Source organism: Paenibacillus sp. J31R30, assembly GCF_059692115.1.
The window spans coordinates 404,521-426,872 of sequence record NZ_JCAUAV010000003.1; the positions used below are offsets into that span (position 1 = coordinate 404,521).

Consider the following 22,352-nt stretch of genomic DNA (forward strand, 5'->3'; position numbering starts at 1 on the left):
TCTGAAGTAGACAGGAGGGAAATATGAGAGCTGAAACAACTACACGTATAGCGATTGTACTTGCTGTCATGAGCTGTGTACTCATTGGAAGCGGTGTTTATGCGAAATTCGCGGGGTAGATTCAAGAACGAAGGAGGAGAAGTCGGAATGAGTAAACTTCAACTGTATGTCTTAGATGATGACATGGCCTATGCCGAGCGATTAGCTGTATTTATTAGGGCAACGGAGTTCGCTGAACGCGTGCAAGTGAAGCTCTTCTCACAAGTTGAGCTCCTGCTGCAGGTGTTGGAAGAACCCGAAATCAAAGGAGTTCTATTGATATCTGAAGCGTATTATCCAGTGTTGCAGCATCATCGTACATCGCTATTCAAAATGTTTTTGAGTCAGAATATTTCAAACACCGATGCCCCTGATACGGTTCTTCCGTTTGTATTCCGTTTTCAACCATTGCACCAGCTCCTCGCCCGAATTCAAGCTCTGTATTCGGAGTGCATGCCAAAAGATCATCGGTCCATTCATTCCCAGCGCACACGCGTCATATCTGTCTACAGCAGCAGTGGAAGCATCGGGAAATCGATAACCGCCGTTCATATGGCGAAACAGCTGGCATTCCGTGGTGAACGTGTCTTGTATCTGAGCTTGGAGACCGTGAGTGCAGCTTCTCAGTGGTTGCAAGGTCAATCAGGGCGATTATCTCAACTCCTCTATTATTTGAAAAGTTCACCGGAGTCTCTGGGGCCAAAGCTGGTACTTTTAAAATCACATGATTCGATTCGCAAGTTCGATTACCTGACACCTCACGAACAAATGAGAGAGATGCAAGAGATGAGTGGTGACCATGTCAAACAACTCATTTCGTCCATAGTTGGCTTATCGGCCTACGATACACTCATCGTTGATCTTGAAGCGTCGGTACATCCAAGAATAGTAAGAAGCTTAGAACTTAGCGATACGATCATTTGGCTGATTCGAGATGATTGGAACGATGCTTTCAAAACAAAGTCATTGTATAAACAAATGAGCGCATTCTCTCACATTCATTTTGTCATGACGAGTTATAGAGGCAGTCAAAACAACGCTTTCGAATTCCTAGGTAAAAATATGACGTACAAGCTTCCTTATATTCCTGAATGGAAGGGGATGAGTTCTGCAGAACAGGTCTGGCAATCGGATATATTTTCTGAGCAAGTGTATGACATGTTGAAAGCTGTCTTCAATCTGAATGTGGAAATTCCCAAAGAAGGAGCTGCTGCTTACTTTGAATCAAGAGCTGTTTAATCAATTAAAGAAGGAGATAAAGGAGAATCTCGACCTCTCGCATGAGGTTAGTGACGCTCAATTAATGGGGCATATCGAAGATACGATCTTTCGAGCTGCAAGTGCTCATAGCTGGACTTCGAGTGAAATGCATGCTGGTGTCAAGCGAATATTTGCCAGCTTTCGAGGATTAGACATTCTACAACCGCTCATCGATGACCCCACAGTGACAGAGATTATGGTGAATGGTCACACCTGTATTTTCTTTGAACGTAGGGGCTTAGTTGAACGCTACCCATATGAGTTGGAAAGTGCTGAGAAGCTGGAAGATCTTATCCAAATGATTGTCTCCAAAGTAAACCGAATCGTGAATCAAGCCACACCTATTGTGGATGCACGATTGAAAGATGGTTCCCGTGTAAATATCGTTCTTCCACCTGCTTCTCTTAGCGGTCCAACGCTAACCATTCGTAAATTTCCAGCCAAACCAATGGATATGTCCGATTTGATTCGACTTGAAAGCATTTCCGAGGAAGCTGCGGAAGTGCTGAGGCTGATGGTAGAAGCGGGATTTAATTTGTTCGTTGGTGGCGGAACGGGGTCAGGGAAGACAACGTTCCTGGGCGCATTGAGTGCTTGGATTCCAGTACATGAACGCGTGATTACGATTGAAGACTCTGCAGAGCTGCAGATCCAAGCTGTTCCAAATCTAGTCCGAATGGAAACGAGAAATGCAAATACAGAAGGGAAGGGAGCTATCACCATGCGAGAGTTGATCCGATCTTCTCTGCGGATGCGCCCTAATCGCATTATTGTCGGTGAGGTACGAGGTGCTGAGGCGTTGGATATGCTGGCTGCTATGAATACTGGACATGACGGAAGCTTAAGCACGGGGCATGCGAACACCTCGCTGGATATGCTTAGTAGGCTGGAGACGATGGTCCTAAGTGCAGCTCCTCTGCCCATTGAAGTCATACGTAAACAAATCGCTTCTGCTTTAGATGTGATTGTTCATGTATCTCGAATGAGAGATCGCTCACGAAAGGTGACAGAGATCCATCAAGTTGTTGGTTTAAAGGATGGAGAAGTTCAGTTGCAGCCGCTTTTTCTATTCGAAGAGAGCGGGGAGGCACCAGATGGTAGAATCCTTGGAGCACTCCGTTACACGGGGCAAACTCTTGCGAATATGCATAAGCTTCAAATGGCGGGCAAGCAGCTTCCTGCCTGGTTTTCAGGGAGTAAAGCTGGATGTGTGGTGACATGATGGTATGGTTGCTGCTGCTTCTGATAGGTGGTGGAAGTTGGATCATTTTGTTATCTCTTGAACGCCGCAAATCCCTTTCAAAACCACTTGAAAAAGCCCCTAAACACAAATCTACAGATACCCTTCCTGTTGTTTCCTACATCGATTACAACCAGTATCAATTATCCGCCAAAGAGAGAACAACTGCGATTCTAATGCTTGCTTTTCCGGCAATCCTCATCGGTTATATTTTCTATCAAAATGTCATCCTCGCCACTGCACTTGCATCGACGGGCTTTTTGTTTCCTCGCTTTCGTCGGCAGCAACTGATCCAAAAACGCAAAAATATGCTATTTGTGCAGTTTAAACAAGCACTTAGTTGTCTATCCTCCTCCATGACAGTGGGAAAATCCATTGAATCTGCATTCCGAGAGGCATGGGAAGATTTGAAGCTGCTGTATCCTGATCCTGCCTGCCTAATCGTCGTTGAATTCGGAATGATTTGTCGTAAGGTTGAGAATGGCGAACCGATTGAGACAGCGCTTAAACAATTTGCAGACCGAAGCCATTTAGAAGATATTCAGTGCTTCACAGACGTCTTTCTAACCTGTAAACGCACGGGTGGTAACCTAGTGGAGGTTATGAAACGAACAGCAACGGTTATTGCGGAGAAGCTAGAGATAACGCAGGAAATTTCGGTCATGATTGCACAAAAGCGTTTTGAATCGAGAGTGCTTGTTGTTGCTCCCATTTGTATTGTTGCAGTTTTGGCATTTTCTTCACCAGATTATATGGTTCCACTTTACAGTGGCAGCGGAATTCTGATCATGACCATGTGCTTGCTGTTACTAGGTGCTTGCTATGTACTTACTCAAAAAATTATGAATATCAAGGTGTAGCATGTGGATGTGGTTATTCGCTTTGACGCAAGTTGTCTTTATTATTGCAATTCTAATGCGCGGACGAAGAAAATACGGGGCACAACTTCAGGTGCACATGTATCCATTTCGATTGAAGGTACTCTTACCATACAGCTACTACCTTATTGATAGGCTTCAATTTTTGGAACGTTTTCCTGATTTTACGTCAAAAATCCATCATAAATGCCTGACATTGTATGGTAGAAGCTTGTCCTCGCAAGGCAGCAAGTGGTTCATGGCAGAGCTTATATCTGCTGGTACTTTGTGCTTATTCATAGTTACGCTTCTTGCCATTCTTGCTGGTGAAGACAGCTCTTTATTAGTCTTTGGTGTGGTTGCAGCAATCGGAACACCGATGGTGATGGTCCGTGATTTAGATACCAAAATTCGGAGAAAGCAACAACGGATGATACTAGAGCTGCCTGAGTTTTTGAGCACTATCGTGCTCTTAGTGAATGCTGGCGAGACCGTTAACCGTGCGTGGATTCGATGTGTTCAGTCTAAGCCGCATATGACGGATTCTCCATTATTTAAAGAGTTGCTTCAAGCTGTGCATGAGCTGGAAATGAATATCTCCTTCACGAAGGTTTTAGAGGATTTTAGTAAGCGATGCGCGTTACATGAAGTGTCTTTATTTACATCAACGCTTGGATTGAACTATAAAAGAGGCGGTAATGATTTTGTCGTCGCCCTGCAGGCGCTCTCACTGGAACTTTGGCAGCGGAGGAAAAGTGTTTCGCGAACCCTAGGGGAGGAAGCATCATCCAAGCTCGTTTTTCCAATGGTGTTAATTTTTGTTGTGGTGATGGTGATTGTCGCCGCACCCGCGTTACTCATGATGAACCAATAAGAAAGGGATGTTGACATGAAGACGATGATCGAAGGCTTTAAACGGGTGTGGCAAGAGGAAGATGGGCTAGGTACATTAGAAATTTTATTGATTGTAGCGGTGCTTGTTGCGATTGCGATTATTTTTAGAAAGTGGATCGTTTCCTGGTTCCAGAAACTCATCGGCGATGCAAACACTGATCTGAAGGATAATAGCGCGGTTGCACCTTGTGCGCCTAGTCCGACCACGAGCTGTGCGCCATAGCAGGCTCAAGCGTTTCACTAAAAATGAGCAGGGTACGTTCACTTTAGAAGCCTCACTCGTATTTCCAATAATTTTAATTTGTACGGTGACGTTGTTGTTCGTTGGGATGTATGCCTACCAGCATGTATATCTCCAGCAGCTAGCGCGATCTGTTGCAGAAAAGCTAGCTTTTACTTGGAATAACAGCCATAAGGATTTGACAACAGGCAGTTTTGATCCGCGGGAAAGCGACAGTTTGTACTGGCGACTGACGCAGGACAATGTGAGCGACTTGTTTGGTTTGCTACAGGGAAATGGCGGTACAAGCATCACAATCCCTACGAATCAGGATAATGGTTTGGTAGAGAAAAAGCTAGCAAAAGCCGCAGGTTTACTCCCAAAAGGAGTCACTGGAAAAGCAACATATACGAACTATTTACTGGATCATCAAGTTGAAGTTACTGTTAACAAGTCATTTCTCACACCTTCGATCCTGCGGAAATGGATGCATTCGGCTCAATTGGAAGGAACAGCTGTTGCCCATATTGTTGATTCGATAGAGCTAATCCGAACCACAGATCTGACGCGGACCTATCTGCCAACATTAATTGGAAGGATCTCACCCGAGAAAGCAAAGGCAGCACTTGTAGATCCTGTGAAGAGTGATTTGTCTGGACCTAGTGTCACTATCCAATCCGAACGTCAGGCATCATCTTATTTACGATCATTGGTGGGAGGCACGGAGGTAGTGAGAACTACTGCGTCTGGTAAAAGTAGAAAAATTGATGCATTTGACGCGCGTGGGATAGGGCATCAAGCCTTTTATAGTTTGACCGAGGCTCAGCTGCGGGCTGAACAGCTCCCCAAGGACATCGAGCTGCTCCAGCAGGATCCGACTGTAAAGGGAATTGTTTGGCACTTTTTTAAGAAGGATGCAAGCGGCAAAGGGATGCCTACGGATGTTTTTCGTAAGGAACTCGAACGTAAAGGGATCGTGGTCGTTATTCACAATTAGAAAGAGGGGAGCCTTTGAGGAGATTCTTATTTGCAGAGAACGGCGCGGTATCCGTTTATTTGATACTCATTATCGTGCCGATATTCTTATTTCAAGCGGTGCTTATCGATTTTGCCCGAATCAAAGCAGCGGAGAGAGAAACAGAATCAGCGATTCAAGCAGCTGCACGATCCGTGATGTCCTCCTTCAATAGTGAGCTGCAGCAGAGAGGACTTTATGGCATGGGCCTCTCTCAGGAGGACTCAGAACAACTTCTTAGCGATGTCTTCGCCAAAAACTTATCCAGTGGCATCTCATCAAATGCCTTTCATTTTATCAATACCAAAGCTGTAGACGGAGCTGTACGTGTTACACCCGTGTATTCACTGGCTAGTCATGTCATTTTTGAAGGTCAGCTAATCCAAGATATGAAAATTAAAGCACCCATTGAATACTCGCTCGAAATCGCTGATAAATTTCAGAAGAGCGGGGTCCGAGAGCCGTTTCAGATGGGGTCGCAATTTGCTAAAGATGCCGCTGAATTAGAAAAGCTAATCGAACAGCGCGAATCCGCGCTTGACGAAGCATGGCAGAGCATGGAGACGCTCTATGCCAAAACATCCACATTTCATCTTTACTATGGAACAAGAATCGCGGAATTAGATGATTTAGCAGCGCGCATTGGTATTCATACCGTTGATGAAGTACGTATTGAAATCAGTCAAGTTCAAGCTGAACTGCAGTCTCTAACGAATACCATAAGGAATATGGATCTTTCCTTGGTTTCTTTGGCACAAGCAGGTCCTGAGGCCGCCACCAGTATGCAAGCCATTATTGCTAGCAAACAAACTATTGAGTTGCAGGCCAGTACCCTTTCTCAGAAGCTGAATGAGCTGGAAGCTTTAGTTCAGCAAATCTTGAAGTATACAGCACTTGTCATTAGCACAAAGCTAGAAGTTGCTGCCAATGAACGTGATGTTAAACAGATACAACAGGAGATTGAACCTGCCATACGGCTAGCCAAGCAAAAAAATGATGAGATACGATCAAAGTTATCAGGAGTTTCGAGTTCCCCAACACAAGGTGCTCAAAACCCACATGAGGTATTTCAACATGTTTCACTTATTGGGGATGATTATTTCTATAGTTATCAAACATCCATCGCACGAATTGCTGCGTTATTTTCAGCTTTCCAGTCATCTGTCGAGCAAGTCATCTTGTATACTTCGGAAAATACGAGTGTGGTCAATCAAGCCAATGACAACTATTGGACAGCTTCCAATGATTTTCACACTAAACAGAGCCCTTTTGAGCAATCTAGAATGGAAAAGAACGATAGATCTACGACAAATAAACAGACTCAAAAGAATAAAATCCAATCTATTTTGGACCAAGCGAAGCAAGCCATTGGCGGTTGCAGTCTTACCAATTCGCAATCCGGTGATGATGCCCCTTACAACAGACTCCAAGGCGAGTCGGGCTTATATCAAAAATATCGACAAGCGAACATGCAAGATACGATGATTGGGAATGAAGCTATGTATGACCTTGATAAATCGGAACCTGTTAGTCTAAGAGCAATGGACATACTGGGTGCAATAAACCAAGCAGCCGAAGTGCTGCGTGATGAGCTTTACGTGAATGAGTACGCGCTAACGAAGTTTAATTATCGTACTTACGGGTTAGAGAAAGACCTGAATGGTCAGTCCAAATTGTCTAACGAACTCATAGACCCAGGTACTCATATGTTAGCTACCCAAGAGGTGGAATATCTCTTATACGGGTTTTCCTCATGTGCCGCTAACCTATCTGCTGCCTATGCCGAAATGTTTTCTTTACGACTAGCGATCCGCACCGTTGAAGCCTTATTAGATCCGGAAAAGGAACTGCTTAACATCGGGTCGCCATTGCTTGTGTTATTGGCTGCTGCAGCACAAGGTGCTGCTGAGGCGTTGGTCGATATGAACGCTTTGGTAAAAGGAGATGCGGTTGAATTATCGTCCAAGCTTTCCGTGGCAGCGCTTAAGTTGACTTACAAAGACTATTTACGGGTTTTTCTGATGCTGCATAGCAACAATGCTAAGCTGCTGGCGAGAATACAAGCACTCCTTGAACTAGAAACTGGCAAAGATTTGATTCAACAAACTTCTTACATACAAACGAATGCCACAAGTGAAATGAGGCTTTGGTTTATTCCGCAAATAATGAAACTGTTGGATGGAACAGGTCTTTTGGGTTGTAAAGTAGTCAGAGATCAATGTCAAATGAGTCGAACAGCTGTCGTATCGTATTAAGGAAGGAGGCAAGGAGTTGCTTCGCAAATTGAGCAAAGGGCAAGATGGCGGCATCGTGTTGGAAGCATCGCTCATTTTGCCTATATTTCTAGCGTTTGTGGTGGGTCTAGTGCTTTTCATTCAAATTGCCATTGTTGAAATGGCGATGCAATCAGGTGTATCCGAGGCGGCGAAGTCAATCGCAGGACAACTATACCCTGTACGAATTCTGGTTCAAGAAGCACGCTCGAAATATGATCAAAGCCGCACCGCGGACATACTAAATACAGCTGTGGATCAAGTTCAATCTGCTCGCAATCATGTGACGAGTGCAGAGGATTTTGCCGATGAGTACGCAGCCTACATCCCAGATTCGTTACTGGAGCTTGTACGTTGGGAAAAAGAGAAGCGAGAACTTGGAGAGGGAATGGCGCAAGATGAGCTGAATGGACTCTATGAATCACAGGTAAAACCGCGATTGCTAGCTGCGTTTACACCACTTGTTTATGTTTTTTGTGATGCAGCGGTCATCGATAAGAAGCACTTTAAAGTCATTTCTGTGGCGCTACCGAGTATGGAACCAAGCGGTGAGGCTTACTTTGGGATTGAAGTGCAGTTGACCTATAAGCTCCCTCTACCTTTTATGAGCCAAACAATTGATGTGAAAAAGAGGGCCTATGAGCGGGCTTGGGTTGGGGCTTAACGAATGGGAGGAATAACAATATTTTATTGATACATGGTGTGTTTATTCTGTTTATCTCGATTGCCTTTATTAGTGATGTTCGTCATGCCAAGCTGCCAAATAAGTTGACGATGTGTGGAACTATTCTAGGAATAATGTTCCACACATGGACACAGGGCTGGACCGGACTGCTGTTTTCGCTCTGTGGAGCACTTACAGGTTTTCTCGTCCTACTCGTTTTGTATGTACTAGGTGCTTTGGGAGCTGGAGATGTCAAACTTTTTGCAGCAATTGGCGCAATCATGGGCGTTGCTTTTGTTTTACAAACACTCGTATATGCCGTTTTATGTGCAGGACTCATCGGACTTTTCCTATTACTTATTCAAAAACAAATTAGCGCTACTAGTCATAAGCTTATGAGCTGGCTGATCTCGATTGTTGTCCACAACAAAATCGAAACCTTACGTGAGATCAAGCATCAGAAAAACATTAAATTTCCCTTTATGTATGCCGTTTTTCCTGCGGTGGCTATCACATGTTATTATTCTTTGCTTTGAGATGAGGTGGTTTTATGACACAAGAAGTATTCGGACTTCGATATGAGTTTGTTTTTCAACATGGCCACTTGATGGAGTTGTACAAGGAAGGCGGATTAACAGTTAGTGATCTTTCCTCCTTGCAAGTACGCATGCTAGAAGCGAATCAAATTCCGAGACTGCTGCCGCTCGACATACATGAGGTCGATTCTCGACTTCGCTTGCAGTATAAATTGTCTTCCAAACGTATGCTGTCACATGTTCTGAAAGTGGAAACGTTCTCGATCCAGCAGCTTGCCAAGTTAATGTATGCCATTCTATGTACACTTGAAGAAAGCAAAAATTACATGCTTTACGAGATGAATTTCGTGCTGAAAGATAATTTTATTTTCGTTGGACAGGATTGGGCGGATATCTATCTGACATATGTACCTTTAGATATACAGCATGTAAGTGATGATATTTATCTAGCGATAGATGCTCTTCTGGCCAAGCTTCATTTACATGTGTCAGAAGAGGATCAGGATCAACTGAATACCTGGACTTCAGCTCATTTGGCTAACAAAAGCTTGCTTGGATATAAGGAAGCGTTATTAAAATTAATGGACGAGCCAATTTCGGTGCGAAATTCAACGCCTAATGAGCCCACTGCACCCAATGAAATTTTATTACCTGAGCAAGGGTTGCCCAAAGCACATTGGAAAAGAGAAGAGAATATACGAATAGAAACTAGCCTTCCCAAATGGAGTGAATCTGATCAGAAGAAATTCATGGATCATGATATTCAAACGCCATCAGGATCCTATTCCATTAGCGTATTCCCGATATCATTTATTCCCCTAAATCAGCGAGCACGATGGATAATAATAGCTATAATATTTATCATCGCTGCCTTTCTCTGGCAACTTTACTTTACGTCGCCTTCAACAAGTTCACTTCAGCTTATAGCTGGTATCACGCTGCTAATGGGAGATGTGGGCTTTGTTTTGCTCTGTCTGGGCCTCCCACAGCTGCGAAGGGCAATGAATAACAAGATACCTTCTTTTACTGAGCACACTCCTCCTTCGGGAAACGCTGCTTCCCTTGATTCCTCAACAATCGCGTCTCCAATCGATATGCAGCACTATTATCGCAACCTGTCGATGCATACGACCCAACTCCAACCTACACAATCAAATGCCACAGTGTTTCTAGGGAATTCTCCAACTCAAAAACCGCTCGGACCTCGATTGGAATTTCTAGTGAAAGATGAAAGTCAAACCGTTCCCATCAACAGTGAAGTTTTTACAATTGGGAGGGGAGATCCAAGCAGCAAGATCGACTATGTGATGGATATCGTGGGTGTTTCCAGAATCCATGCGGAAATTGTACAAACGAGCAACGGCTTTCAGCTGCGAGATACAGGCTCAACCAACGGAACCTATTTGAATGATCTCCTTCTGGTAACTTATCAGGCTTATCCGTTAAAAGATGGGGACATAGTGCGAATTATTCGACAGGAACTGACTTTTCGGCTCTAATACAAATAGTTCTACTTCCTGTCTGCCGTGAGCAGTGGTATAATAAGAAGTCACGAGTAAAATATGTGATTATCTTAGAACTAGACAGGGGTTTGGTTTTACAAAATGAGTCTTTTAACAATTGAAGATTTAAGCCACAGCTTTGGCGATCGTACATTGTTCAAAAATGTATCTTTCCGCTTACTTGCTGGTGAACGCGTTGGTATCGTTGGAGCGAATGGCGTGGGGAAATCCACGTTGATGAATATATTAACAGGCAAGCTTTTGAAGGATACAGGAAAAGTAGAATGGACACCGAGAGTCCATTATGGCTATTTGGATCAGCACTCCGTGTTGGCCGCGGGCAGGACGATTCGCGATATTTTGCGTGATGCGTTCTTGCCGTTGTATGAAGAAGAGAAAAGAATGATGGCCATTACCGACAAAATGGGTGATGCCACGCCAGAGGAGCTTGAAGTGCTTCTCGAGGAAATGGGTGAAATTCAAGAGCGTTTGGAAATCGGTGATTTCTATCTGCTTGATGTCAAAATCGAAGAGATGGGAAATGGTCTCGGACTTAATGCCATTGGTTTAGATCGTGATGTCACTTCTCTTAGTGGTGGACAGCGCACGAAGGTTCTTCTAGCTAAGCTTCTACTAGAAAAGCCAACTGTACTTTTGCTTGATGAGCCTACCAACTACTTGGATGTGGAACACATCGAATGGTTGAAAATGTACTTGAAAGATTACCCTTATGCCTTCATGCTAATTTCACATGATACGGAATTTATGAATGAAGTTGTAAATGTTGTTTATCATTTGGAGTTCTCCAAATTGACGCGTTACACAGCGAATTACGAGAAATTCCTTGATATGGCTGAAATGAACAAAGCGCAGCACATTGATGCTTATGAGAAGCAACAAGAGTATATCAAGAAACAGGAAGATTTCATCGCGCGCAACAAAGCACGAGCGTCAACGTCAACTCGTGCGAAGAGCCGGGAGAAGCAGTTGGATCGCATTGACCGCATCGAGCGTCCAGAAACGGCTATGAAGCCTACTTTCGTATTCAAAGAATCGCGTTCAAGTGGTAGAATCGTATTTGAAGCAGAAAATTTGGAAATTGGCTATGATCGCGCCTTGCTTCCTAGGATGAATGTGACGATTGAACGCGGCGAGAAAATTGCAATCGTCGGCTGCAATGGGGTCGGTAAATCCACCCTGTTAAAGACGATTCTTGGGAAAATCGAGCCTTTCAGCGGCAAAACGTATCGCGGCGATTATTTGAGTCCTGCGTACTTTGAGCAAGAGGTCAAAGCGCCAAGCATGACACCGATTGATGATGTATGGAATTCATTCTCTTCCATGACTCAGAATGAAGTACGAGGAGCGCTTGCGCGAGTTGGTCTCAAAAATGAGCACATTACTCGTGCCATGAGCATGTTAAGCGGTGGTGAGCAAGCGAAGGTTCGTCTGTGCAAGCTGCTCATGCAAGAAAGCAACTGGTTGCTATTCGATGAGCCTACGAACCATTTGGACGTCGTAGCCAAAGAAGAACTTCAACGCGCTTTGAAAGAGTATAAGGGTACCGTACTTCTCGTCTGCCATGAACCTGAGTTCTATGAAGGTTGGGTTACACGTGTTTGGGACGTTGAAGAATGGTCAGCTAAAGTAACGAATTAATCAATTAAACAAATCAATTAATCAAATCGGAGGAGATCACGATGTTAACGCACGTAGTGTTTTTTAAGCTCAAAGATCGCAGTCCTGAAGCTGTGGAAGTAACCAAAGCCGTTCTTACGAATATGGAAGGTAAAATCCCGGTTTTACGGCACATTGAGGTTGGGACTGACATTCTACATTTAGAGCGTTCTTACGATATCGCACTCATCACGAAATTTGATTCGCTAGACGATTTGAAAGTTTACGATACACATCCTGTGCATGAAGAAGTTAAAGCTCATATGAAAACAGTTCTTGATGGAACGTCCATCTGTGTTGATTTTGTAAGCTAACTCATGTTTGAAAAACATAGAAGAACAGTGTAGTATCCTTAGAAGAGGCTCGTTCTTGACGTTGTCAGGCACTAGCAAATGTTCTGAGGCTGCACTGTTTTTTGTGTGTTTAGCGCATTACCTACTTACATAAGACATGGGGGAGGAATCCAATTGAAGTCCAAATTAAATAGAGCTTATATGACAGAAGTTCTTGAAATGCTGCTGCGGACTCCTAGTCCAACAGGGTACACACATCACATTATGCAAAAAGTAGAGCTAGAAGTGAGTAAGCTTGGCTTCGAGCTTTCTTATACGAATAAAGGCTGCGGCATCGTTACCGTTCCTGGTACAAGCTCTGATCGCGTAATTGGCATCTCTGCACACGTGGATACGCTGGGCGCCATGGTGCGTTCTATCAAGGAAAATGGTACGCTGAAAATCACATCACTCGGCGGATTCATGATGGGTGCGATCGAGAATGAGTACGTGCAAATTCATACACGTGATGAGCGTGTGTATGATGGTACGATTCTTACGTCTAGACCATCCGTTCATGTGTATGAGGACGCGAGAGAGTATAAGCGCGATGAAGCGAATATGGAAGTACGTATAGATGAGCTTGTTAGCTCCAAAAAAGATGTGCAAGCACTTGGCATCCGAGTTGGCGACTATATCTCGTTCGATCCGCGTGTGCAGGTGAAAGAAAATGGCTATGTGAAATCCCGCCATTTGGATGATAAAGCAAGTGTGGCTTCCTTGTTTGGTCTGCTTAAATTGATGAAAGAACAAGGAATTCAGCCGTTTTACACGATCAAGCTGTTCTTCTCCAACTATGAAGAGGTGGGTCATGGCTCCGCATTTATTCCTGAAGATATAACGGACTTTATCGCCGTAGATATGGGAGCACTTGGCGATGATCTTAGCGGAAGCGAGCGTGACGTTTCGATCTGTGCCAAGGATTCGTCAGGTCCTTACGATTATGCGATGACTTCGAAAATGATCGAGCATGCCGAGAAGTTGGAAATCGGTTATGCCGTTGATATTTACCCGCGCTATGGCTCAGACGCTTCGGCAGCACTTAGAGGCGGCCGCGACATTCGTGCTGCGCTCATTGGGCCTGGTGTTCATGCGTCACATAGCATGGAGCGTACGCATATGGATGCTGTAGTGAATACAGCGGCCCTTCTTGCCGCGTACATCATGGAGCCGGTGCAAGGATGAATATTCTAAGCGCGGTCGATATAACCAAAACCTATGGCGACAAGGTGCTCTTCGATGATATCTCGTTCACCCTGAACGAGAAGCAGCGCATCGGCCTCATCGGCGTGAACGGCACAGGCAAGTCCACGCTTCTGAAGATGCTCGCGGGTCTGGAAACACCGGATCGCGGCAAGCTCGTGCACGCGAACCATTTCCGCGTGGAATACTTGCCGCAGAACCCGGAGTTCGATCCGAACTCCACGGTGCTCGAGCAAGTATTCCACGGCGATTCGCCGCTCATGAAGACGCTGCGCGACTATGAGCTGGCCCTCGCTGAGTTGGAGCTAGACGCCTCCAACGAGAAGAAACAAGCGCGCCTGTTCAATGCTCAGGCGCGCATGGATGAGAAAGGTGCCTGGGAAGCCAGCACCTTGGCCAAAACCGTGCTGATGAAGCTCGGCATCAGCGAGTTCGACAAACCCGTCGGCCTGCTGTCCGGCGGTCAGCGCAAACGCGTCGCCATGGCGCGCGTGCTCATTCAACCCGCCGATCTGCTCATCCTCGATGAGCCGACGAACCATATTGATAACGAGACGGCCATCTGGCTCGAGGAGTTCCTCAGCAAATGGCGCGGAGCCTTGCTGCTCGTTACCCATGACCGGTACTTCCTAGAGCGGGTCACCACCCGCATTCTAGAGCTGGACCGGGGCAAGATCTACAGCTATGAGGGGAACTACGAGTGGTTCCTCGAGAAGAAGGCGGAGCGGATGGATTCCGAAGCCGCTAGTGAAGACAAGCGGCAGAATCTCCTCCGCCGCGAGCTGGCATGGCTCCGTCGCGGCGCGAAGGCGCGCACAACGAAACAGAAGGCGCGCATCAACCGCGCCGAGGAACTTCGGGACCGCCAAGTGGGCGGTCCCGCTGACAAGCTCGACATGGCGCTGGCTGGCAGCCGCCTTGGCAAAAAGGTGATGGAGTTAGACACCATCACCAAGGCCTTCCCGGGCGGAAAGCCGCTCCTCAGCGGCTTCAGCTATATCGTGATGCCGAAGGATCGTCTCGGCATCATCGGTCCGAACGGCAGCGGCAAGTCGACGCTGCTCAACATGCTTGCCGGGCGCATCCAGCCCGACAGCGGTACGATCGAGACCGGCACAACGGTGAAATTGGCCTACTATACACAAGAGAACGTCGCAATGGATGAGAAAATGCGCGTGATCGAATATATCAAGGAAGCCGCAGAGCAGATCCGCACGTCGGATGGTGAAACCATTTCGGCCGCACAGATGCTAGAGCGCTTCTTATTCTCTCCGAACCTGCAATGGTCGCCAATCGGCAAGCTTTCAGGCGGAGAGCGCCGCAGACTTTATTTGTTACGCACCCTAATGGGTGAACCGAATGTTTTGCTTCTCGATGAGCCAACCAATGATTTGGACATCCAAACTTTGACGATTCTGGAAGATTATCTAGATCAATTCTCAGGCGCTGTTATCACGGTTTCCCATGATCGATACTTTTTAGATCGGACAGTTTCCCATTTATTTGCTTTCGATGGTGAGGGCGGAATCGAGCCGTTCATCGGGACGTATTCGGATTATTTGGATGATAAGCGTGAACAAGAAGAGGCTGAGCAAGCGAGGAAAGAAATCGTTCGCCAAGCGAGCTCGAAAGCGGTTAGCAGCGCACCTGCTTCAAACCCTTCAAACGCAGCCACAGCAACGAGTCGTCCGAAGAAGCTTTCTTTTAAAGAACAGAAGGAATGGGACGAAATTGAGAACACAATAGCTACCCTAGAGGACAAAGTCGATAGCTTAAAAAAGCAAATCGAAGCCTCTGGCAGTAACTTTGATCTCGCTCGCGACCTGTATGAACAAGAGCAACAAACCACTGCGGAGCTCGAGGCTGCTATGGAAAGATGGACTTATTTATCAGAGTTAGTAGAACAAATAGAACAAAATAAGTTATGATAGTAGAGGTAGTTCAAAAAGTCGTCTTTTGATCACGAAGCAAGCCAAGAAGTCTAATCGACATCGAATCTTGTGTTCACCTTTGAAGTACGGTGCTCATGTAGGTTTGCCTACATTCCGCTCCTCCTTCTTCAGGTTCTCACAACCTTCTCGGTGCTGAAAAGCCGACTGTTTTGAACATTAATTATAAGAAAATACAATAAAGGCAGGTATATAGACCCCATGATTAATGTAAATAACGTGACGCTTCGATACGGCAAGAGAGCCCTATTCGAAGACGCCAATATTAAATTCACACCAGGCAATTGCTACGGCTTAATCGGAGCGAACGGTGCAGGTAAATCCACTTTCCTTAAAATTCTTTCTGGGGAGATCGAGCCGAACACAGGTGAAGTCAGCATTACGCCAGGCGAGCGTATGGCTGTCCTTAAGCAAAACCATTACGAGTTTGATGAAATCGAAGTTTTGAAAACCGTGGTTATGGGTCACTCCCGCTTGTACAAAATCATGGAAGAGAAGGATGCTTTGTATGCCAAAGCGGATTTCTCCGAAGAAGATGGCATGAGAGCGGCTGAGCTTGAAGGTGAATTCCAGGATCTTGACGGCTGGCAAGCAGAATCCGACGCAGCAGAGCTATTAATCGGTCTTGGGATCCCAACATCCTTGCATGATACGAAAATGAAGGATCTTGACGGTAACGAAAAAGTTCGCGTGCTCTTGGCACAAGCGCTATTCGGTAACCCGAACATCCTGTTACTCGATGAGCCTACCAACCATTTGAACTTGGAGTCAATTAAATGGCTAGAGCACTTCTTGTCCCGTTTCGAAGGCACTGTTATCGTTGTATCACATGACCGTCACTTCTTGAACCAAGTATGTACCCATATCGCCGATATCGACTTTGGTAAAATCCAAATGTACGTTGGTAACTACGACTGGTGGTACGAGTCCAGCCAACTAGCGCTTCGTTTGGCACGTGATGCTAACAAGAAAACCGAAGAGAAACGCAAAGAGTTGGAAGCCTTCATCGCGCGCTTTAGTGCGAATGCGTCCAAATCCAAGCAAGCGACTTCCCGTAAAAAGCAATTGGAAAAGCTTACGCTTGAAGATATTCGTCCATCCAGCCGTAAATATCCGTTCATTCATTTCAAAGGTGAGCGTGAAGCTGGTAAGCAATTGCTTGCAGTTGAAGGTATCTCCAAAACGATTGATGGCGTTAAAGTACTGAACAATGTGACATTCACCCTGAACAAAGGGGATAAAGTTGCTTTCGTAGGACCAGACGGGATTGCGAAAACGACGCTATTCAAAATTTTGATGGGCGAAATGGAAGCAGACAGCGGCACGTTCACATGGGGTGTAACGACATCACAGGCGTATTTCCCAAAAGACAGCCAAGATTACTTCAATTCCGAATTAACTCTGGTGGATTGGCTGCGTCAATACTCCAAAGATCCGGATGAATCATTCCTTCGCGGATTCCTAGGACGCATGTTGTTCTCTGGTGAAGAAGCGCTCAAAAAAGCGAATGTCCTTTCCGGGGGAGAAAAAGTACGCTGTATGTTCTCCAAAATGATGTTGAGTGGAGCGAACGTGCTTATTCTTGATGAGCCAACGAACCACTTGGATTTGGAATCCATTACAGCGCTAAACAATGGCCTTGTTGATTCTGACTGCACGATGTTATTCGTTTCTCATGACCATCAGTTTATTCAAACGATTGCGAATCGCGTCATGGAGTTGACACCGAAAGGTATGATCGACAAAATGCTAACGTACGATGAGTACTTGGAAAGCGAAGATGTGAAGAAACAACGCGAAATTCAATACGCTTAATTGTAAAAGAAAAAGCGCCCTGAAGATTTCTCTCAGGGCGCTTTTACCTACACAAAGTGTTGTTTAGCTGCCGCCAGTGCGACGGCGTTGATTATTTACTTTTTTGGTCATTTGGCTTTTCGCTGTTTGATTGCTATTACCAGCTGCTTTGGGATTGGCACGTGCTGCGGCTTGATCCGCTTGTTTCTGAGCTAGCTTTGCTTTAATGGCGTCGGCTAAGCTTACTTTTTTGACACCTTGTGGCTCGACCTGGTCGGCCTGCTGAGCTTGAGGCTTGTCTGACATAAGAACACCTTCTTTACGTGGTATATCCATAGTATAATCGAATCAAAGAAAAGATGAAAGAAGGTGTGTGGGGATGTTTGATCCGACGATCTATGACAATATCAAAGTTGTGCTCGAAGGAGCCGTCTACGATTTAGATTTGGAAGGTAAAATCATCATAACACGAAGAGAAGATTTGATTGATTTGTCGTCGATGTCTCGCACATTTGCAATTGAATTCGCTAGACAAGTGGGGCTGCCTAATAAAGCAGAAATTTATTTACATGTACACTTGAGTGATTTGGCTGCTGAGATACTTGAAAATCCAACAGCTAAGCCCGGCTGCACACTGCTAATAAAGCTTCATACGCATGTGAGCGATCCTGAATTAGATTGTCCAATGATCGGAGCACAATTGAACGCGATTTGGGAGCTGCGTCCGCGAATTACCCAGCAAATTTCATATCTATATGGGGAACAACCAGAGGAGTATCGCAATCTGATTACATTATCCTTTGGTCGTAAAATTGATGAGAGCCACCTCGATGACTTTACGGATCTGATCGACTATGCCTTCGAAAGCTTGACCTGGCTGGATGAAAGAGGGGCATTGTGAATCATGCGGGAATTATCTCAACAAGAGCTGCTAGACAAGGTTGGTCAACCTAACGAAGGAGCCTTCGCTGTCTTCATGTACACACCACTCTGTGGCACTTGCAAGGTAACCGAACGGATGCTGGATATCATTCTGACGATGAAGCCTAGTCTTCCGCTTGTGAAATGCAATATTAATTTTCTGCCGCAAGTCAGCCAAGAATGGCAGATCGCCAGCGTCCCTTGTGTTGTCATAATTGAACCAGGGAAAGAGAAACAAATGATATATCGGATGCAATCCGTGGATGAACTGTATCGTAAACTAATACCATTAGTAGGACAAGAATAGGAGCTGTGGACAGTATGAATTTTCAAATCGGAGACCACGTGATCGCTGAGTACAAAACAGGGGTTTATTTCGGTGAGGTTGTTGAATTAACATCTAGCATGAAGGCGGCTGTTCGCATTCTTGCGGTGAAGGAGCACCCAACACAAGGAGATTTACATAATCCGATGGATCCAAGCGTAGCTTTTTTTCATCAAAGAAGGGCATTATCCCATCAAGAGATTGCGTTAATGCCGATTGCAACGATTCGTCCTTATGCGGGTGAGGTGCCAGATTACCAAGTGTCTCTGAAGAGAGCGCTATTGGCTCAAATCGATAAACTGTCGGACATGGAAGCATGGGCCCGACGCTCTCTGCAGGAGCTTGATCAGCTGAATAAAGAATATTTTCCACCGTCCAATTAGGAAACTTCTAAGTACAACTTGGTGCCATCATTGTATTTGAAGATTGCCACATCACCAATGATCTCGATCATCGAGATCATTTTTAATTTTCTGCGGAATTCAAAATGCAACTCGTATTCCTTCAATTTACTCGAAAGTAACTCCATCTGGGAACGTTTATGAGTAAAATTCATCACAGGGATCGATTTATTCTTAAAGCGGATTGTGTTTGCTTGCATATTCAAGCCCTCCTTTACACAGATACTACTGCTTTTTCACTTCTTTACACTATTTAGGATACATTTCAAATGTTAAATATGTTCGAGTCCAACTATTAAAAAAGTTTTAGCATTTTATTATATGTGAATAATAGCGCTACAGGGCTAGTTCCGCTAAGATAAATTTTCGAGGGGCAGATTCGTGGTTGCGGGGAGAGTTAACCCCATTTATAATAGATAAGATTGTATTCTAACAGGTTCTGGAGGGTCAAAGAAATGACAGCAGCAAAACCAACTCGCATAGGAATTATTGGCGCCGGTAACATTGGAAATGTACATATGGAGACTTTCAAAACCATACCAGGCGCACAGCTCGCAGGTGTGACGGATGTATACTTGCCGCTTGCCGAAACAAGAGCGAAAGAACATAACATTGAGCAGGTATATGCAAATTCAGATAAATTGTTAGCTGATCCTTCCATTGATGCAGTCGTCATCGCGGTTTCGAATGAGTGGCATGCCCCGATTGCCGTACAAGCCTTGGAAGCAGGCAAGCATGTGATGCTTGAAAAGCCGATGGCAATTGACCTAGCTTCCGCTCGTCAAATTGTTGAAGCAGAGCGCAAAGCAGGTAAGATTCTCATGATTCCGCACCAAATGCGTTGGGAAGCAGCGTCGATTGCCGTGAAGGAACAGGTGGAGAAAGGTGCACTTGGTCATATTTATCATGCAAAAGCTAGCTATTTGCGACGTAAAGGCATTCCAGGCTGGGGAACATGGTTTACGCAAATGGAAAAATCAGGCGGCGGACCGCTAATCGATCTTGGTGTACATATGTTAGATTTGACTCTGTATTTGATGGGGAATCCAAAGCCTGTTTCGGTATATGGATCCACTTACGCGGAGTTTGGGCCGCGGAAACAAGGTATTGGCACTTGGGGAGCACCGAATTGGCAAGGTAAATTTGATGTAGAGGATTTAGCAACGGCGTTGATCAAGTTTGAAAATGGGGCAACACTTTCCTTGGATGTCAGCTGGGCTGGTTTATTGGAGACAGATAATTTGCCAGTTGTTCAGCTGCTTGGAACGGAAGGCGGCGCTTATGTGAAAGGCGCGAAAGGAAAACTTTTTGCAGAGAAATTCGATCGAATTGTAGAAACGGAGCTTTCCGCTCCAGCTGCGAATGACGATCCACGCGCACGCATGGTACAGCATTTCTTATCCAGTATCGCAAGCGGCTCTCAGCCAATTACTTCAGTCATGACGGGCTACACGAATAATTTGATCCTAGATGCGATTTACCGTTCGTCGCAAACAGGCGATGAAGTGAAATTGAACTGGGACATCGAGTAGACAGGGGCTGCAAGAAGTGAATTGGGAGTTATTTAGTATCATCGGAACGATCGCCTTCGCTGTAAGTGGTGCGATCGTGGCGATGGAAGAGGAATATGATATTCTAGGTGTCTATGTACTTGGTCTTGTTACGGCGTTTGGCGGTGGGATCATCCGCAACATGCTCATCGGGAAACCGGTTGTGCTGCTATGGGAGCAAGGGATGTATTTTCAGATCGCGTTGTTTGCCATGACGGTTGTGTTCTTTATGCCAGTAAAATATATTCGATTATGGAAAACGTGGGAAGCCTTCTTTGATGCGATAGGCCTAGCAGCATTCGCTATCCAAGGGGCGTTATATGCAACGAATATGGGCCATCCGTTAAGCGCGATCATTGTCGCGGCTGTACTCACAGGTATTGGCGGGGGGATGGTCCGCGATGTGCTGGCGGGTCGGAAGCCGCTGGTGCTCAAGGATGAAATCTATGCCGTTTGGGGTATGCTGGCAGGAGCACTGGTCGGACTTGGCTGGTCACAGGGTACGTGGCAGTTAGCGATCTTATTTTGCTTAATCATTATCCTCAGAATGTTCTCAGTCAATTACAAATGGAAACTGCCGAAACGATCCTTGCGTGATTCTATGGTAGAATCCACAAGAAGATCAGATTCCTAACCCATACAGGATGCAAGATTTCGGCTTGGAGAAAGGAGGAGAGTCATTTGGAAGCATCTTTAACACAGCAACAGAAAATTTCAGCAGAAACGATTGCTGCACGTATTATTTCCGTCAAGGAACTTCTGCAAACGGAGTTAGATCTGTACGAGGTATCTAAGGATTCAGAAACAGGCGAGCATTATCTGCACTATGCCTATATGCATCGTGATTTCTCGAATACCGGAGAGCCAGAATCCTTTCACTATTTAATGCCAATTGAGAATGATGATGTGCTCGGCATGATTTTTGGTGAGCAAGGATATGCCTATCCGGAGCATTGGAAGTCTGCATTTTTACGAAACGGTCCAGAAGGTTTCTACATCTGGTTTGACCCTTCTCATGAAGCTGAGCAGAATGAGGATGAGGCGATTGCAGCCGATCTGATGCAAAAGCTTAGAGATTTTCATGCTCAAGGTAACGTTGATCCTGAAACAGTGCGTAAGCTTTTAGAAGAAATAGATGAGACACGGAAGAAAAACGAATAGCACGTATGGAAGAACGACACCCACTCCACAGAAACTGCGATTGTGCAGCTTTTGTGGAGTTTTTTATTTTCCTATTAATGCTTTCGTCCTCGTAGGACGGCGTAGTTATTAATTTGGGGTTTGGTGTAAGCGAGGCTTACCTTTGCTTAATACTGGAGTTAGTCGACGAAACCGACTAATTCATCTCCAGAAGCGACTGAGGGATTGGAATTAGTCAGATAAGACGCGTTAAAGAGAAAGAAATACTAGGACTTCGTAAGGCGTATTTCTAAATCTTTATCTTTTAATTTAGTAAAAATAAGGGAATTGGACCATATTAACACTAGTGTCAAATGGTGATCAGAAAGGGGGACACGTTTATATGGAAATGGCATCGTATCATTTTGCGAATTTAGGGATACATGAGGAGTTAATGAAAGATCTTCGCAATCTGGAAACCCGCATGAAAGAGGAATTAGGGTACGAAATTGCGCTAATTGCGTATACAAAGGAAGCAGATGGCCTCGAAAGCAAGTAAATAAGTAAGTCATACATACAGA

At 45.2% G+C, this 22,352-nt stretch carries 24 protein-coding genes; 22 read left to right on the forward strand and 2 right to left on the reverse strand.

Annotated elements, in window-relative coordinates; all coding sequences use genetic code 11:
- Positions 1-147: 147 nt before the first annotated feature.
- The 15 genes from AC58QO_RS13480 to AC58QO_RS13550 all read left to right on the forward strand — a co-directional run bounded on the left by AC58QO_RS13480 (position 148) and on the right by AC58QO_RS13550 (position 17,476).
- On the forward strand, positions 148-1,278 hold the full coding sequence (locus tag AC58QO_RS13480) for a P-loop NTPase family protein (protein ID WP_497266177.1): 1,131 nt from the start codon (positions 148-150) through the stop codon (positions 1,276-1,278).
- Entirely contained in the window at positions 1,259-2,521 is a 1,263-nt protein-coding gene (locus AC58QO_RS13485; protein ID WP_497266179.1) for a TadA family conjugal transfer-associated ATPase, read from the forward strand. Before AC58QO_RS13480 ends, AC58QO_RS13485 begins: the two co-directional genes overlap by 20 nt.
- Positions 2,518-3,399, forward strand: a complete 882-nt coding sequence (locus AC58QO_RS13490; protein WP_497266181.1) for a type II secretion system F family protein — start codon at positions 2,518-2,520, stop codon at positions 3,397-3,399. Before AC58QO_RS13485 ends, AC58QO_RS13490 begins: the two co-directional genes overlap by 4 nt.
- 7 nt (positions 3,400-3,406) lie before the next feature.
- On the forward strand, positions 3,407-4,270 hold the full coding sequence (locus AC58QO_RS13495; protein WP_497266183.1) for a type II secretion system F family protein: 864 nt from the start codon (positions 3,407-3,409) through the stop codon (positions 4,268-4,270).
- A gap of 15 nt (positions 4,271-4,285) precedes the next feature.
- The gene (locus AC58QO_RS13500; protein WP_497266184.1) at positions 4,286-4,513 is read left to right on the forward strand and encodes a Flp1 family type IVb pilin; all 228 of its coding nucleotides are present in this window, start codon (positions 4,286-4,288) and stop codon (positions 4,511-4,513) included.
- Between the two features lie 94 nt (positions 4,514-4,607).
- The gene (locus AC58QO_RS13505) at positions 4,608-5,507 is read left to right on the forward strand and encodes a TadE/TadG family type IV pilus assembly protein (protein WP_497266186.1); all 900 of its coding nucleotides are present in this window, start codon (positions 4,608-4,610) and stop codon (positions 5,505-5,507) included.
- 14 nt (positions 5,508-5,521) lie between these two features.
- Positions 5,522-7,780, forward strand: coding sequence for a hypothetical protein (locus tag AC58QO_RS13510; RefSeq protein ID WP_497266188.1), 2,259 nt, complete (start codon positions 5,522-5,524; stop codon positions 7,778-7,780).
- A gap of 16 nt (positions 7,781-7,796) precedes the next feature.
- Positions 7,797-8,462 carry a TadE/TadG family type IV pilus assembly protein gene (locus tag AC58QO_RS13515; RefSeq protein ID WP_497266190.1) on the forward strand — a complete coding sequence of 222 codons (666 nt, stop codon included), beginning with the start codon at positions 7,797-7,799 and terminating at the stop codon, positions 8,460-8,462.
- A complete protein-coding gene (locus AC58QO_RS13520) occupies positions 8,447-8,998 on the forward strand; it encodes an A24 family peptidase (protein WP_497266192.1) in 552 nt (183 codons plus the stop codon). The genes AC58QO_RS13515 and AC58QO_RS13520 overlap by 16 nt, the downstream gene beginning before the upstream one ends.
- 14 nt (positions 8,999-9,012) lie before the next feature.
- Positions 9,013-10,497, forward strand: a complete 1,485-nt coding sequence (locus tag AC58QO_RS13525; RefSeq protein ID WP_497266194.1) for a DUF6382 domain-containing protein — start codon at positions 9,013-9,015, stop codon at positions 10,495-10,497.
- Positions 10,498-10,602: 105 nt separating this feature from the next.
- Positions 10,603-12,159 carry an ABC-F family ATP-binding cassette domain-containing protein gene (locus tag AC58QO_RS13530; protein ID WP_056621022.1) on the forward strand — a complete coding sequence of 519 codons (1,557 nt, stop codon included), beginning with the start codon at positions 10,603-10,605 and terminating at the stop codon, positions 12,157-12,159.
- A 41-nt stretch (positions 12,160-12,200) separates the two neighbouring features.
- Positions 12,201-12,491, forward strand: coding sequence for a Dabb family protein (locus AC58QO_RS13535; protein ID WP_497240083.1), 291 nt, complete (start codon positions 12,201-12,203; stop codon positions 12,489-12,491).
- A gap of 153 nt (positions 12,492-12,644) precedes the next feature.
- Complete coding sequence (locus AC58QO_RS13540; protein WP_497266196.1) at positions 12,645-13,694, forward strand: M42 family metallopeptidase; 1,050 nt, start codon at positions 12,645-12,647, stop codon at positions 13,692-13,694.
- Positions 13,691-15,640 carry an ABC-F family ATP-binding cassette domain-containing protein gene (locus AC58QO_RS13545; RefSeq protein WP_497266198.1) on the forward strand — a complete coding sequence of 650 codons (1,950 nt, stop codon included), beginning with the start codon at positions 13,691-13,693 and terminating at the stop codon, positions 15,638-15,640. Before AC58QO_RS13540 ends, AC58QO_RS13545 begins: the two co-directional genes overlap by 4 nt.
- A gap of 222 nt (positions 15,641-15,862) precedes the next feature.
- Complete coding sequence (locus tag AC58QO_RS13550; protein ID WP_497266200.1) at positions 15,863-17,476, forward strand: ABC-F family ATP-binding cassette domain-containing protein; 1,614 nt, start codon at positions 15,863-15,865, stop codon at positions 17,474-17,476.
- A 63-nt stretch (positions 17,477-17,539) separates the two neighbouring features.
- On the opposite strand, the gene AC58QO_RS13555 is transcribed toward AC58QO_RS13550, so the two are convergent.
- Positions 17,540-17,761, reverse strand: coding sequence for a hypothetical protein (locus AC58QO_RS13555; RefSeq protein WP_497266202.1), 222 nt, complete (start codon positions 17,759-17,761; stop codon positions 17,540-17,542).
- A 73-nt stretch (positions 17,762-17,834) separates the two neighbouring features.
- Between AC58QO_RS13555 and AC58QO_RS13560 the strand changes: the two genes are divergently transcribed.
- Genes AC58QO_RS13560 through kapB form a run of 3 tightly spaced genes read left to right on the forward strand, consistent with a single transcriptional unit; the run spans position 17,835 to position 19,084 of the window.
- Complete coding sequence (locus AC58QO_RS13560) at positions 17,835-18,356, forward strand: hypothetical protein (RefSeq protein ID WP_497266204.1); 522 nt, start codon at positions 17,835-17,837, stop codon at positions 18,354-18,356.
- 3 nt (positions 18,357-18,359) lie between these two features.
- A complete protein-coding gene (locus AC58QO_RS13565; RefSeq protein ID WP_497266206.1) occupies positions 18,360-18,683 on the forward strand; it encodes a thioredoxin family protein in 324 nt (107 codons plus the stop codon).
- A gap of 14 nt (positions 18,684-18,697) precedes the next feature.
- Positions 18,698-19,084 (forward strand): kinase-associated lipoprotein KapB, encoded by a 387-nt coding sequence (gene kapB / locus AC58QO_RS13570; protein ID WP_497266208.1) that lies wholly within the window; start codon positions 18,698-18,700, stop codon positions 19,082-19,084.
- Here kapB and AC58QO_RS13575 read toward each other — a convergent pair.
- The gene (locus tag AC58QO_RS13575; RefSeq protein ID WP_497254660.1) at positions 19,081-19,302 is read right to left on the reverse strand and encodes a hypothetical protein; all 222 of its coding nucleotides are present in this window, start codon (positions 19,300-19,302) and stop codon (positions 19,081-19,083) included. The two genes, kapB and AC58QO_RS13575, sit on opposite strands and share 4 nt — an antisense overlap.
- Positions 19,303-19,557: 255 nt before the next feature.
- Between AC58QO_RS13575 and AC58QO_RS13580 the strand changes: the two genes are divergently transcribed.
- The 4 genes from AC58QO_RS13580 (at position 19,558) to AC58QO_RS13595 (ending at position 22,330) form a co-directional block, all read left to right on the forward strand.
- On the forward strand, positions 19,558-20,634 hold the full coding sequence (locus tag AC58QO_RS13580) for a Gfo/Idh/MocA family protein (RefSeq protein WP_497266210.1): 1,077 nt from the start codon (positions 19,558-19,560) through the stop codon (positions 20,632-20,634).
- 16 nt (positions 20,635-20,650) lie between these two features.
- Positions 20,651-21,286 (forward strand): trimeric intracellular cation channel family protein, encoded by a 636-nt coding sequence (locus AC58QO_RS13585; protein ID WP_497266212.1) that lies wholly within the window; start codon positions 20,651-20,653, stop codon positions 21,284-21,286.
- 47 nt (positions 21,287-21,333) lie between these two features.
- Positions 21,334-21,813 carry a hypothetical protein gene (locus AC58QO_RS13590; protein ID WP_497266214.1) on the forward strand — a complete coding sequence of 160 codons (480 nt, stop codon included), beginning with the start codon at positions 21,334-21,336 and terminating at the stop codon, positions 21,811-21,813.
- Positions 21,814-22,174: 361 nt separating this feature from the next.
- Positions 22,175-22,330: a hypothetical protein gene (locus tag AC58QO_RS13595; protein ID WP_497266216.1), complete on the forward strand. Its 156-nt coding sequence runs from the start codon at positions 22,175-22,177 to the stop codon at positions 22,328-22,330.
- The last annotated feature ends 22 nt before the right edge of the window (positions 22,331-22,352 follow it).

What these genes read in the sequence shown, in the direction of transcription:
- AC58QO_RS13490 (WP_497266181.1), top strand. Translation starts at nt 2,518, where the DNA reads ATGATGGTATGGTTGCTGCTGCTTCTGATAGGTGGTGGAAGTTGGATC.
- AC58QO_RS13480 (WP_497266177.1), top strand. Translation starts at nt 148, where the DNA reads ATGAGTAAACTTCAACTGTATGTCTTAGATGATGACATGGCCTATGCC.
- kapB (WP_497266208.1), top strand. Translation starts at nt 18,698, where the DNA reads ATGAATTTTCAAATCGGAGACCACGTGATCGCTGAGTACAAAACAGGG.
- AC58QO_RS13535 (WP_497240083.1), top strand. Translation starts at nt 12,201, where the DNA reads ATGTTAACGCACGTAGTGTTTTTTAAGCTCAAAGATCGCAGTCCTGAA.
- AC58QO_RS13545 (WP_497266198.1), top strand. Translation starts at nt 13,691, where the DNA reads ATGAATATTCTAAGCGCGGTCGATATAACCAAAACCTATGGCGACAAG.
- AC58QO_RS13565 (WP_497266206.1), top strand. Translation starts at nt 18,360, where the DNA reads ATGCGGGAATTATCTCAACAAGAGCTGCTAGACAAGGTTGGTCAACCT.
- AC58QO_RS13530 (WP_056621022.1), top strand. Translation starts at nt 10,603, where the DNA reads ATGAGTCTTTTAACAATTGAAGATTTAAGCCACAGCTTTGGCGATCGT.
- AC58QO_RS13550 (WP_497266200.1), top strand. Translation starts at nt 15,863, where the DNA reads ATGATTAATGTAAATAACGTGACGCTTCGATACGGCAAGAGAGCCCTA.
- AC58QO_RS13560 (WP_497266204.1), top strand. Translation starts at nt 17,835, where the DNA reads ATGTTTGATCCGACGATCTATGACAATATCAAAGTTGTGCTCGAAGGA.
- AC58QO_RS13555 (WP_497266202.1), bottom strand. Translation starts at nt 17,761, where the DNA reads ATGTCAGACAAGCCTCAAGCTCAGCAGGCCGACCAGGTCGAGCCACAA.
- AC58QO_RS13580 (WP_497266210.1), top strand. Translation starts at nt 19,558, where the DNA reads ATGACAGCAGCAAAACCAACTCGCATAGGAATTATTGGCGCCGGTAAC.
- AC58QO_RS13595 (WP_497266216.1), top strand. Translation starts at nt 22,175, where the DNA reads ATGGAAATGGCATCGTATCATTTTGCGAATTTAGGGATACATGAGGAG.
- AC58QO_RS13575 (WP_497254660.1), bottom strand. Translation starts at nt 19,302, where the DNA reads ATGCAAGCAAACACAATCCGCTTTAAGAATAAATCGATCCCTGTGATG.
- AC58QO_RS13500 (WP_497266184.1), top strand. Translation starts at nt 4,286, where the DNA reads ATGAAGACGATGATCGAAGGCTTTAAACGGGTGTGGCAAGAGGAAGAT.
- AC58QO_RS13495 (WP_497266183.1), top strand. Translation starts at nt 3,407, where the DNA reads ATGTGGTTATTCGCTTTGACGCAAGTTGTCTTTATTATTGCAATTCTA.
- AC58QO_RS13525 (WP_497266194.1), top strand. Translation starts at nt 9,013, where the DNA reads ATGACACAAGAAGTATTCGGACTTCGATATGAGTTTGTTTTTCAACAT.